We start from the raw sequence: 12,376 nt of genomic DNA, 5'->3' as shown, positions 1-12,376 counted from the left end.
GTCACGTTCCTTGAATTGGTCATGAGAGGTGCGTTTCCTGGCAAGTTTCAGTCCTTTGCCGTTGTGATCATGATTGTGGCGGTGGTGGTCATAGTGGCGTCGATGGTGATTTATTACGTCGCCAAGCGCCCGGAGCTTGCACCAGCTTTCCCAGTGGACGTCCCGCCGGCTGCGGCGGTTGCGACCATCATCGCTTTTGCCCCGTGGGCCTACGTGGGCTTTGATTCCATTCCGCAGCTGGCGGGCGAGTTCAACTTTTTCGCCGAAGAAAGCGCTAGGCCTTCTTATGTGGGGAATCATTGCGGCGACGTTGATCTATTTGGCGATGCTGCTCGCAACCTCCATCGCTGTGGGAACTCGTCACGATGCTTATGAAGGGGAGGTTTGGCCGTCGGCGGCAGCCATCAGTGAGGTGATGGGGCCTGCTGGTCTGGTGCTCATGGTTGTTTCCGTTAGTGCCGGAGTCCTTACTGGTCTGAATGGATTCTTCACTGCGGCAAGCCGTGTGTTGTTTACCCTTGGCTGCGTCAACTTAGTCTCGAGTCGGCTGGGTGAGCTAAACGGTAAGCAGCGCACGCCACGTAATGTGATTTTCTTGGTGTGTGCGGTGTGCCTGGTAACCCCGTGGTTTGGGCGCGCGGCGTTGACGTGGGTCGTCGATATGTCCAGTGCTGGTATCACGGTGGCGTATTTCTATACGTGCTTCTGTGCATGGAAGATTGCGCGCACTGGGCAAATTCCTGGGATGTCCAAGCCGATTGCGCTGAACAAGTTTTACGAGTACTTCGCGCTGGCTGGGTGCATTCTCTCTGTCAGGTTCTTGGCGTTGCTCTTCGTTCCGGGCTCGCCTGGCATGCTGGGAACGGCTCCGCTCATCGCGTTGGTGATCTGGATTGTGCTGGGGCTGGCCTCGTGGGCCATTAAGAGCCGTCAGCTGAAGGACGTGCCGCCGTAGGAGACGGCGGCGTTGATTTTGGAGTAGTGGGCTAAGCTAATTTCCTGTGCAGCAGAAACACCAAGAAGCAACGGTTTTCCATGCATTGCGCCGATGGAAGGGCGCGAGCCTGTCGTGAATAAGCTTGTTGATGGAGTCAGTATCGGTTGCGGATGCATCTAAATTCCTCGCGCCGCTCACGATTGCCATACCCGTCCTTACCGCGATGTGGGAGGCGTCGGCAGTATCTGAATCCGTGCTCATCACGGCAACAATAGCTGTTGCCGTCGTGGTGGTCCTGTACTGGCTCGGGGCGGTTTCCAAGGAGAGCAAGGACCGCTATTCCTACGCTGTCCGGTCGCTAAGTGCACGCACAGTTAAGGCATTGAGCGAAGCGAAACTGTCTGAATACCAGAAGTCGGTGGGATACAGGATGGAGGATTTTGGGGGAAGGCTGTTCCTGAAGTCGCAACGCATTGATGAGTTCATCCAACGAGGCGGGCTAGAAAAGCCTTGGGAATACTCGTCCTTTAAATATCGCTTACCAAGTAGGTTGCAGCAGTTCAAGTACCTAAACCTGCGCCGCCACTACGCCAAAGGGCGGGCGATGTTCAATGGAAAGCTGTTGGGGCTCGCATGCGACCCAGATGAGAATAGTGCCGTGATTCAGGTGCATCCTATTGGGTATTTCGACCACATTACGAGCAACCTTGTGGTGGATAATCTCTACTTCACCCCAGGCTATGAGGAACTCATTTACGACGGCAACAGCCTGATTATTAATCCTGAAACTGGGGAGCTCGTCAACTTCATCGAAAGCAATGCTGCCAATGTGATTGGCTCCTCAACTCTGGTCATCACCAAAGACAACAAGATAGTCATCGGGTATCAGGGTGCGATGTCCGATAATTCACGGAACTCGTTAATCCCGTCAGGATCCGGCTCGGTGTCATTGTTGGATGGGAAGTACTCCGCTACCTTTGCCAATATCCTCAGCATCGCTGCTGAACGTGAGTACTTCGAAGAAGCCGCTGTTCCGGGTACGAGGAGGTACCTAAAGAAGCTTTCGAGCAACAAGCCCACGCCCTTCCGCTCATCGGTGACGCTTCCAGTTCCAATAGTCACCAAACTCATCGGTTTCCTGCGCGATCTGACACGTGCTGGGCTGCCTGACTACTTTTGCTTGTCCTATCTCGACTTGCCTGCAGATAAGGCAATTGGGTCCAAGGAATTCCGCGAAGAGAAAGGACTCCAGAGGGGGATGCACTGCGTGGAGATTGGGGCATCGGAAAGCGTAGCTGACGCACTGGCGAGAGTGATTGCTGAAGCCGAATCTGAGGGACGGGGAGCGTCTATGCAAATCCTTGCCATCCGAGACATCCTGGTGAACATGGAAGAACGAGGAGTGCTTTCTGCTTTCGTGAGCAGCTTGAAAGGCGAGGCTTCTGTTTCCACTACACTGGATAAGGTTCACTCGGCTTAGGCAGTCCACGTCGGAGTATGGTGAGGAAGACTTAAGCGGCATAGCTTAGTGGACAGCCAATTTGTTTGGAACTTGTGTTCATGGAATAGGTGATTGCTGCCTAGCTGCTAAGTGCTCCATTACTTGTACACGAATTGTCAGCAACCCCAATTGAGAGGCGTTGAAGAGTAGTAATTTGGGGGATACCTTCAACAATTCTCAAGGCTATAAAGCAACGGCAACTAAAATGGAGCACAGTAGTTTGCGTATACAATATTTTTCGCGCGACGATTTAGCATTTAATTACATGGCCAATAAGAGCGTCGAGCTTTTTAATAGGCAGAAAAAGGGGGAGGGGGAACCGGAGGTAAATGATCTGGTTGAGTGTATGCATGCCGCCCGATATCTGGACGATATTCTGAGGGAATCTGGCGATGTTGATATTTCCACCGCTGACGTAAACATGTTCAAGCAAGAAGCGGGGACGTCTTTGGGAAAACTTCTCGGGGGAAAGACTGTGCGACAGTTAGGGGAACTATCGAAGAGCCTGGCGATCGAATATCGACAGGACTTTATTGACTGGCTTTTCAAGTGTAGGAAGAAACTGTTTGAGGAAGAGGATGTTGCAAAGATCTTGTATGAAGCAGGCTTTCCTCTTTTTGAGCTGGTGGATGCAAAGTGTATGCGGACACATCAAGAGGAGGAGCTGGCGGAATTGTATCGACAGAATCCTTATCCTGCGGCAGAGCTAATCATAGGTGCAATCTTTAATGTTGCAGAGCATTGTTCGTTTATTCCGAAACAATTAACAGATTCGGATATCGAGAAAATACTGGAGGCGTATCTCGCATCTGGGCAGGAAAACCTGAGTTTTGTCAAAGTTGTAGCTGAAGCTAGAAAATCTGGATTTACGCCCACTTCTGGGGTGAGGGCCTTGTCTCCGAGGACGATGCGAGGGTACCGCCGATTTTACCAGGACAGTTTGTCCGACTTGAAAGAAGGCGACCGCATCAAACTTGGCGTCAAAGTTCTCCTTGTAGATGATCTGGACGACTTGATCTCTTTACAGTTCAAGGAAGAAACCTGCGAGGAGGTAATAAGAATTGATCGCGCTTACCTTTTATCGTCGATGTCTAACGAAGAGATATTAGACAACTTCATCTATCTATTTGGGTTGACTTCAGTCGATGGGATATTGACAGCACCTTCGTATGCGTCGGAGGCTTCTGTGTTCGAGAGAGTTGCCGGGGTGCGGGCAGCGGATTTCTATCCGGAAAACGTGGTCTTCAATTTTAAGGAAATTCGATTAAATGCGTTAGTTTCTTTCTATCACAGTTTTCTCTTGTACAACGGTGTTTATTTAGAAGAGGTGGTCAAGTGGTTTTTTGAAATCTATTTGAAAGAAGAGTTTGGAATCCGCGACTTTCTGTTCTCGATTCCGTCTGAAGATACTTCTATGCTTGAACGCTGCAAAAGTTTATTACCGGGGATTGAGAGCGTAGTCCAGCAGTACGCCTATTGGATTGAAGAGGGGGAAGTGGATCATGAGCTTATAGAGCTCAGCGGTAGGGACATCGACTTCGGACACCTACCGTCCCGGGTGAAATGCAAGTACCTTGTCCCGAACGCTTGTGATGAAAAGATTCGTGCTGTTTTGCATCTATTGTTCTCTGACCAGAGTGTTCTCCTTTTACAGGAAGAATGTCGGGTTGCAACGGACTTTCCTAATGCGGTATTGAGTGCGGAGTTATCAGTTGAAGATTTTGGGCTGCAACAGCAGAAGCATGCTTTAAAGCTATTGGAAGAAGTTAATCTTGTCTCGATTGATACTGGCGCGGTGCAAATCGTTGACTGGGTTGAGGTAGAAATCCTCAGGCGCGTACATCAACACGGAGCCACTATGGTTACTGGCCACCTATTGGGGGAGCGCGCTGCATCTGATCGTCTTGTGGCTTTGGGGCTCCTGAATTGGGAGGGGAAACTGTTAACGCAGGAAGAGAGTGAATATTTTAATTACTGTTTAAATAATAAGTTTCGCAACGGTCTCGCACTTCGAAACATCATTTTGCACGGCGGCATGCGTATTGCTCAGTCCGAACGGGAACAATTCTTATCTTACTTTTTAGTCTTAAAGCTGCTAATTTTCTTGGTTATTAAAATCAATGACGATCTTTGTTTTTATAGAGATTGCAGTCAGAAGAAACGGAATTCTGGTGCCAGTACGGTTGAAAATCTGTGAACCATCGCTGGCCCATGGTCGCTATTCTCCGTTTGGATGAGAGGATATAGTCGAGCCGGTTCCAGCCATGACGAGTTCCATCTGGTCACTCCAGACATCGACTTCCAGTTGCCGTCCAAGGATTTGTGGTCTGCTAATCGCCAGTTTCTAAGTTGCAGTTGCTCGTTAGCTGTGGCATCTGCATGCGCAAATGGCTTATCTAGCATGCTGAAAAGGCAGAGTCAGAGATTCCAAAATTAGCCAGCTGGAACTACTCTTGGAGCAGATAACACCGCATATCACCCGTGAAACTCCCGGTCGGCGCCCTAGGATCTGACGAAATCCTAGTTCGAGGTGAGTATCGACGGCGGCATTGGATGAGGTTGCAGAGCCAAAGCATTCTAAATTTTCAGATACGCTCATGCGAGACATAGCTTGGGGCACCTAATGCGGGCTGTTCCAGCGTTGGTCGGTATGTGAATCTAGGGTTCTTCCGGCCGGAAGCCGCCAATAATGTAAGGGGTTATTCTGTCGGTAAGAGGGGTGCGTAATCTAGTTTTTGTTTTGACGGGCTTCAGTCATCTGAAGCGGCCCCTGTGATAGCGGTTGTCGGAGAAGGAGGGAGAATTCTGTGATGAGAGAGATTGAAATTGATAGCGTCTCACAGTTTTTACATTATGTTGACAAAACTCTCGAACAAACTGGTGCTGACTTCAGGCAGAGATACGTCAGTGGTAAGACTCACTTTAGGGGACATTCTGACAAAGATTACCAGGTGGTTCCGAGCTTGTATCGGCCTGTCCAAATGGGAAACGAGCTTAATGAAAGATTCTACGAACACGAGCAAATTCTCATTCAAGAGGCATTGCAGCTTCTGCCATCGGAATTTCTCGGGTTGACGCAATTCCAACAGCTCTGCAAAATGCAGCATCTGGGATTGCCAACGCGTTTGCTCGATGTTACTTCCAACCCTCTGGTGGCATTATTTTTTGCATCTGCTGACAATCGCGGAAGCGACGGGGAGGTAATCTACATACCCCCGCTTCCCGTGTTTGATGAGGCACATGCCAGTGTGCGTGATTTGATTGATTTCTCATTTCGAGGTGACTGGAACGCTTTGAATTTGGATAATTTTGGGGAGCAATTAGTTGGAGGGGATTCTATGCGGGCTGACTATGATAGCGCTCAGTATGCCCTTCAAGTTTTGACAATTCCTTTTACCATCGTGGCGCCGACTTTTAGTAACCCTAGGGTTAGAGCGCAGGCTGGGGCGTTTCTTCTTCCCGGAATGGAAATCGAATCTACGTCTCAGGACAATGGACGACAATATGTCCGATTTCGCACGAACTTGACGGAATTAACTCGTTTACATGCTCAAGGCTATCCGGGGGATGGAGAGAAAGAGGGTCGGTTCAGAGTGGTGATACCTGCACGGAATAAAAGAAAGCTACGAGAGCAACTTGACCGAGTAGGGATCAACGAAAGCAGTCTGTTTCCGGAACCTGAACATCAAATGCACTATATTGCCGAGGCATACAGAAAGGGGTATAGGGGCCTCGATTTTGGTTGGGAGAAGAGGTTCGAAAACTAATGCATAGGGAAAGGTGCGGACTGCCTAGGGGGTTAGTTGGTAGTGTTCAGGCCCTGCGGCCGGTTGCAAGGCAACCGAGGCGAAGACAGCGATGACTCCGCTTTCGTCAGGTTTGAGAAACTCGGACGGCGAAGAGTGATGAAGTCACTTACTACGCCGTCAGCGACTGGTCTCCATTCACGATGGTGCTTCAATGAGGAATGTAAAGCACTATGAAACGAACATCGTGTGAAGAATAGCTACCTGAGAGAGGAGTCGTTTGATGGATTGGGTGTCGATGTCATGGTGGACAGCTGAAAGGTTAACCGCCGCAATGAACGTTGTGATTGCTGCTGCCGCCATCTCGTCTTTTGTATTAGCGTTACGAACGCTTCGCCTAAACCGAAGAATAAATATCAACGCGAATCGGCCCATGATCATGGCTGAAGTTCTTCAGCCTGACTATGCGCGGGAGCCGTTAAGGCTAATGATTTCCAATCGGGGCCGTTCAGTGGCCAAAGATGTTGTGGTGGCGTTTGAACCGGATCTATCCGAAGTCAAAATGCAAAGCGGAAGCCGAGAAGGTGAAGCATTCCACTCAGCGGTCGACCGAGTTGAAACAATATTTCGGAACCGGGTTTTCTCGACTTGGGTCCCAGGCCACCAGATAGATGTAGCTTATTGGTTGCAACCAAGTGGAAAGCTAGTTGATGGTGGAACGATCGCCGATTCAGCTGAGGGGGTTCCTCCAGAGGTCTTTGCGCGAGTCGAGTATGACGACGAATTGGGTAACCACTACTCGGAGCGATATGAGCTGAATGTTCGCGCCGTCCTCGGAAACGACTTTCGGGTGAGCAAAACCAGGACTAACGGTCGGTTCAACTTCGAGGAACAGATTTCTAAAGATATCCAAGAAAACACGAGAATGCTGGGAAGGATTTCCCGCAGGCTTTAGCTATTGGAAATATCCGAGTCCAAATAGAGGTACGCACGCCGTGTCTGGAATAGTCTTACGTAAAAGCCTAGGAAACGGGGCTGCGTATTCTATACACCCCCGTATCGAAGGAGTAGGAAAGCAATACTGGGGTTTCTACGCCCAGTAGGCGGAGCGTAGGTCGTTGTTTGGTAAAGACGCTTCACACTTGGTGCTTCATCAATACACCCAGCGCAAGGTAGTGAGTTCGACTTTTTCGACCGGCGCCCACGGCCCCTGGGCGTGAATAGGTTCAGTTTTGTAAAAGGTGTTGCCTGTTTCGACTAGAGCAATGTAATAAGAATCGGCGACAGTTTCTACGCTTGACCGGATTCCGGTCTCATTCGGCTCTGAGCTCCTTTACCTGTAAGTAGAGTTGCCGCAGGGCTGCATCGGATATGTCGATGATTGGTTCATACATGAACGCGTTGACGTGGATGTTCTCTGGTGTCATGAGGGAGACACGGTCGAGAATTTCTCGGGTTTCAGGAGTACCAAGCTCGCGTTTTATGAACTCTTTACGCAGTCGTTCCGTTTGGTTATTAGTGATTGTACTGGTAAATGAGTCATCGTCTATTTCGGCGATCATGTATTTTTCTGCGAGGATTCGAATGGCGATGGACAACACGATCTTGTTCTCGAAGTTGATGCCTTCGTCGTCGTTGAGGGCTTGTTCGGATTGTTTGTTTAATAAATCCATCACGGTTTCTTGTGGTGAACTCCAGTTCTTATCATTCTGATCGTGAAACGTATTCTTAAAGATTCGGTCGAGGTCTTCGTTCGTGATTGATGCAGAGTCGCTCTTCCAATGGAGGAGGGACGTGAGGGTCGTATAGTCCTCATCTTTTTCTTCTTTGGTGTATTCAATTATGTTTCGTACAAACGGGATTGAGGCTATGCGCTGCTTCCCGCTGTTGAAGAAATTTCTTTTGAGCTTATTAGCGAACGGATTTTTAATGTTTTCAGCTTTGTTGAGGGTTACCCCAGTGTCGCCTTTTTGAGCCATAAAACACTGTCCATAATTGGCAACTCCTCGGTTAATCACAGTGCGGAAGAAGTCAAAGTTATGCGTCAGGAGGATGAGCTTGAAGTTTGGGTATTCTGTCATCTCCTTGAGGTACTGAATAATGGCGTACTTATTCTTGTAGTCGAACGAATCAGCAAGATCATCGATGACAAAAAGCGTTTCACCGCCTGCGACTTTTCGAGCCTCCACCTCGAATAATACATTGAGTATGTATAGAGCCTTTTTCTCTCCGTTGCTGAGTACGTCAAGTAGGTGCTCCCTCTCAACGCCGGTGGTCTCATCGCCCTCATTGAATTCGAAAGAAAGCTCCAGAACAGATTCTTGGCCAAGGATGACGCTGTTTCTATTTTTTGCACTGAGTCGGAACGGCACGGAGAATCTGTCATTGAAAATCTCGATAACTTTTTCCCATTGGGTGCTTTCCTCTGCTGCTTGCTGCTCAATCTCTTTGCGACGTTTTTTCGTGTCATTGAAACACGTGACGAGAGCTTTTAACAGGTGTTCTTGCTCTTTCAGGTACGATATCCAAACCTTTTGGTGGAGAGCAGCGACATTGGTCAACTCTGGCAGTAGGTCGACTCGGTTCGCAATGAAGTTGAAGAAACGACGGGTGTCTGCATTCTTCTGTAGAGCTTTCTCAACGGGAATCAGTTTCGTTCGTAGCGAGTCGTCGTCGGTAATCTTTCTCTTCTCGTCAGAGATAAGTTTTTCTAGGTCCTGGTGGCTTGATATTTCCCGAAGCTCACCTTCTCCGTGCAAGCTCAGAGAATGTCCCGCGTTGAAAAAGTCGTTTTGGTTTAGACTTTTTGTGACATTTTCCGCGTTGTATAGAGAAAATTTTTCACGACTGAAGAAAATGGATTCGTCGAGGAGTTCGTTTAGCCGTGTGACATATTCGCCTAGCTTCGACTGGAGCTCGGGATCCTGAAGGATAGCAGCGACCTTCTCGTTGAAAATAATGTCGTATGGAAGGTCAGCAAAACGTGGAACCTCCAGTTGTTCAACTTCGTGGTGGATTTGCAGCATAGCATCGATGAATCCGCCGTCTTCTTGAGTGAACACTCGTGGCACTGTGCTGACGATGTCTTGCTTGGTCTTAGATTGGTTTTTTAAGGCGCTGACGAGATTGTTGCGTGCTTCTATGAGTCCAATCTGGAGATCCTCGTATTCCTTTCGCAGATTAGAGTTTACGAGAAGAGTTGAGGTTAACTCGGTTGGCTGCAATTCTTCATCATAGGAAGGAACAACTACTACGTTGTCAGGATTAAGTTCCCTACCTTGTTTATCACTGATAGAGCGCTCAGTCTGGCGACTAGGGAAGACATGATCAGCGGTTTCTTCGCCTCTGGAAAAATCTTTGAAAGTCCGCGCGAAAGAGGTTTTCATTGTGCCGTTGGGCGCGTATATCGCGACGGCGTTTCCCCACTTGAATGTAAAACTCGTGTCTAGTTCACGGATGCCGTGACAGTTTTTAGTGTGACAATGATTTTCTCCATGCTTGCTAGGCTAGTGCGCAAGAGGTGGTCAGTGCAGGATGTATCATTTTTCGACGTCAACGCGGCCCATGAAATACCTGGAATGAGACTTTTTCAAGGACGCTAGGGAGGGCGCTGAAATGTGGGCGATCTCAATATCAAAATCGTCAATTGCTGCTTCGCGGCGGAGGCGTTCCTTAAGCGCTTGAGTCGAGTCCGAGAATTGTTTTATGAGGGATTCTCCGGATTTACGTTTATAAGTGATTACAAATTCAGCCACTGTGCTGCTCCGATTCATCCGACTGTCCAACAAGGATTTCAGTTGTGCACGGCCCCTAATCTAGTAGGAATCGGCCAAGCATGGGGCAGTTCTAACCGTTGCTGCGAGTGAACCCCTGCTTGGCTATGGTCGAGCTCCTCTTCCTGAAAGCCGCGGCGAGGGCAGGGACGTTGGAATCGACAAAGTCGTGCACCGTGGCAGAGATGGTCTCTTTATCATCGGTATCGCGAGTGACTCGGCCAACCTGCTGAATGACAACGCCGCGGAAGCTTACAGGCGCTGCCAGCACAAGAGTATCCAGCGCGGGAAGATCAATGCCTTCGCCAGCCACCTGGGACATGGCTAGAAGGACGAAATGCGGTGTTACGGCAAGCTGCTCACGGACGGCTTGCCTCTCGCTTGCCTTTTGTCCGCCGTGTAGCTGAAGGACGGGGAAGGGGGCGTCGGTAAGCAGGGCGTTGAGGGCTGTGAGGTGTTCGCGTCGTTTCACCAGGACGAGGATTGTGTGCTTGTCCTGCGCTGCTTGAGTGATGACATCGGCGATGAGACGGTTGCGGTCCTCATCCGCCGCCAGAGCGGTGTCGAGGTCGGGCCAGAACAGGTAAGGGGAGTCGTACGTGAACTCGGTGTTGTGGACTACGTAATCGCGGCGTCCGGGGCGCTCGAGCTCGACAGTATGGCGGATAGGGCCGCAAACGAGGGGAAGCAGCTTATCGAGGCCGTCGGAGCGGTACGGTGTGGCGGTCATTCCGAGCATAAAGCGAACGTTGAGGTGCGCGAGGACGTTGGTTAAACCCGCAGCGCCGACTCGGTGGCATTCGTCAACGATGATGTGGCCGTAGCCGGAGAGAAAGTCAGTCTTGGAATCATTGCGGCTGATGGACTGAGCTGTGACAATGTCTATCTCTCCACTGAGCTTCTTCTTGGTGCCCGAGTATTGCCCAACCTGAACTTCCGGGAGGAACTGCTTGAGGGCTTGGCGCCATTGGGTAGCAAGCTCCCTGGATGGAACAATCACCGCAGTGGGAACTTGACGCTGGGCGATGATTGCACACGCCATGACGGTCTTACCAGTGCCGGGAGGGGCAATGAGCATTCCAGACTTGTGCTTGAGTATCTGTTTGACGGCCGAATTCTGGTAGGAACGTAGTTCGCCGGCAAATGACGCATCGATGCGCCGGGGCTTGGGCGTATGACCACGTCGTGTGACGGTATATCCTGCAGTCTTCAGGATGTCGAGGACATCATCGAGCGTGCCGCGGTCGAGAGTGAGGACTTGGTCCTTTTCATCAAAACGTACGATGAGCCGTGGAGTGCCGAAAGTGGAGAAACGCTGGGCCTGCTTTATATAAAACTGCGGGTTAGCAATAGCACCTAGGTGCCGCAGGGCCGTACGGGTGGTGGCGTCGACGCCTGATAAATCGACGTGGAGGTGTGAATCGTGCGTGACGTGGACTTTTCCGGAGGCCTTTATCCTCTTTAGTTCTGCGCGGGTGGGTGCCTGAGGAAGGGATGTCTCGGGATCAGGCTGAAGCGCAGCGTAGATTCTCTTGAGCTCGGAAAGCGATGACTTCTTCGTTTTGGCCAAAGCCTCAAATTGGTCTGGCAAAGGTTGAAAATTACTGTCGACGAAGACTGTTGTGCCTTCGGAGCGATGGTGGCCTGCTAATGGGAGGGCAATCAGATTGCCGAAGCCACGGTCTCTCGCTGGCAGTGTGTCTTGGGATGGAAAGAACCGGTCGAAACTGGAGAAGTAGGAATCCGGGCTAGCATTGGCGAGAAGCCCGATGCCTACAGAACGAGCGAGGCCGGCAGGAATAGGTTCGTCGAAGAATACCCAGACGTGGGCTCCGTTCCCAGAGCGCGATACTTCTATGAGCGGATCGAGGCCGTGGCTCTTGCATTCTTTTGCGTAGGCGCGGGCGGCTTGCTTGAAGTCGTCATCATCAAAATCGCAGACCAACAGCCGGCAACTATCATCTATGCACAGTGGATAAAGCCCAACGTGGAAGCGGTTGTCACGGCGCAGATGTCCTTCGATCACCTTGGGCGTCAGGGGTTTTAGGTCGGGATTTCTTCGGTCATAGTAGCCATTGCTGGCCGGGTACCAGGCCTTCTTTCCCGCAGTATTTTTGGCCACTGCGTAGACATCTGTCCTCCCCGTGAAGTAATCCATGAAGAGGGCAATCTTCTCTTCCGGTGAGCGGTTTTCAGGGTGAACGTTCGCCGGCGGCGGTGTGGCTGCAGTACTAGGGCGCGAAGGAGTATGGCCGAGGGCCTGCAGTAGTTGGGCTACCTGAGACTCCAATTCGCTAACGCGAGTTTCAAGTGCTTGGAGGCGTTCCTGTTTAGTCATGGTGCGTGTTCCTTGTGCATCGGAACTAGTTTATCGGACGGTGTGCGGCTAAAGGCCTTGTCGGCCTAGCGTTGTATTGCT

The 12,376-nt window shown here is 50.4% G+C and carries 8 protein-coding genes; 6 read left to right on the top strand and 2 right to left on the bottom strand.

Going from position 1 to position 12,376, the window contains the following annotated elements:
- Positions 1-21: 21 nt before the first annotated feature.
- The 6 genes from HMPREF2537_RS12625 (at position 22) to HMPREF2537_RS03010 (ending at position 7,139) form a co-directional block, all read left to right on the top strand.
- Positions 22-375, top strand: coding sequence for a hypothetical protein (locus HMPREF2537_RS12625; protein ID WP_148138129.1), 354 nt, complete (start codon positions 22-24; stop codon positions 373-375).
- Positions 287-955, top strand: a complete 669-nt coding sequence (locus tag HMPREF2537_RS03030) for an amino acid permease (RefSeq protein WP_070525450.1) — start codon at positions 287-289, stop codon at positions 953-955. The genes HMPREF2537_RS12625 and HMPREF2537_RS03030 overlap by 89 nt, the downstream gene beginning before the upstream one ends.
- Positions 956-1,190: 235 nt before the next feature.
- Positions 1,191-2,417, top strand: coding sequence for a hypothetical protein (locus tag HMPREF2537_RS03025; RefSeq protein WP_246820215.1), 1,227 nt, complete (start codon positions 1,191-1,193; stop codon positions 2,415-2,417).
- Between the two features lie 286 nt (positions 2,418-2,703).
- Entirely contained in the window at positions 2,704-4,635 is a 1,932-nt protein-coding gene (locus tag HMPREF2537_RS03020; protein ID WP_148138127.1) for a hypothetical protein, read from the top strand.
- Positions 4,636-5,248: 613 nt separating this feature from the next.
- Positions 5,249-6,205 carry an FRG domain-containing protein gene (locus tag HMPREF2537_RS03015; protein ID WP_070525446.1) on the top strand — a complete coding sequence of 319 codons (957 nt, stop codon included), beginning with the start codon at positions 5,249-5,251 and terminating at the stop codon, positions 6,203-6,205.
- A gap of 313 nt (positions 6,206-6,518) precedes the next feature.
- Complete coding sequence (locus HMPREF2537_RS03010; RefSeq protein WP_246820214.1) at positions 6,519-7,139, top strand: COG1361 family protein; 621 nt, start codon at positions 6,519-6,521, stop codon at positions 7,137-7,139.
- A gap of 358 nt (positions 7,140-7,497) precedes the next feature.
- Here HMPREF2537_RS03010 and HMPREF2537_RS03005 read toward each other — a convergent pair whose 3' ends face one another.
- Together HMPREF2537_RS03005 and HMPREF2537_RS03000 are read right to left on the bottom strand one after the other, a co-directional pair.
- Positions 7,498-9,570 carry an ATP-binding protein gene (locus HMPREF2537_RS03005; RefSeq protein WP_246820212.1) on the bottom strand — a complete coding sequence of 691 codons (2,073 nt, stop codon included), beginning with the start codon at positions 9,568-9,570 and terminating at the stop codon, positions 7,498-7,500.
- Positions 9,571-10,030: 460 nt separating this feature from the next.
- The gene (locus tag HMPREF2537_RS03000; RefSeq protein ID WP_070525440.1) at positions 10,031-12,295 is read right to left on the bottom strand and encodes a DEAD/DEAH box helicase; all 2,265 of its coding nucleotides are present in this window, start codon (positions 12,293-12,295) and stop codon (positions 10,031-10,033) included.
- Between the last annotated feature and the right edge of the window lie 81 nt (positions 12,296-12,376).

Source organism: Corynebacterium sp. HMSC074E01 (assembly GCF_001808885.1).
GTDB lineage: Bacteria > Actinomycetota > Actinomycetes > Mycobacteriales > Mycobacteriaceae > Corynebacterium.
The sequence above is the reverse complement of the archived record's forward strand: the minus strand, read 5'-3'. Positions and strand labels throughout refer to the sequence as shown.

Bases quoted from the DNA above. Each gene is read 5' to 3' on its own strand.
- HMPREF2537_RS12625 (WP_148138129.1), top strand. From the start codon at position 22: ATGAGAGGTGCGTTTCCTGGCAAGTTTCAGTCCTTTGCCGTTGTGATC.
- HMPREF2537_RS03030 (WP_070525450.1), top strand. From the start codon at position 287: ATGTGGGGAATCATTGCGGCGACGTTGATCTATTTGGCGATGCTGCTC.
- HMPREF2537_RS03020 (WP_148138127.1), top strand. From the start codon at position 2,704: ATGGCCAATAAGAGCGTCGAGCTTTTTAATAGGCAGAAAAAGGGGGAG.
- HMPREF2537_RS03015 (WP_070525446.1), top strand. From the start codon at position 5,249: ATGAGAGAGATTGAAATTGATAGCGTCTCACAGTTTTTACATTATGTT.
- HMPREF2537_RS03010 (WP_246820214.1), top strand. From the start codon at position 6,519: ATGAACGTTGTGATTGCTGCTGCCGCCATCTCGTCTTTTGTATTAGCG.
- HMPREF2537_RS03005 (WP_246820212.1), bottom strand. From the start codon at position 9,570: ATGAAAACCTCTTTCGCGCGGACTTTCAAAGATTTTTCCAGAGGCGAA.
- HMPREF2537_RS03000 (WP_070525440.1), bottom strand. From the start codon at position 12,295: ATGACTAAACAGGAACGCCTCCAAGCACTTGAAACTCGCGTTAGCGAA.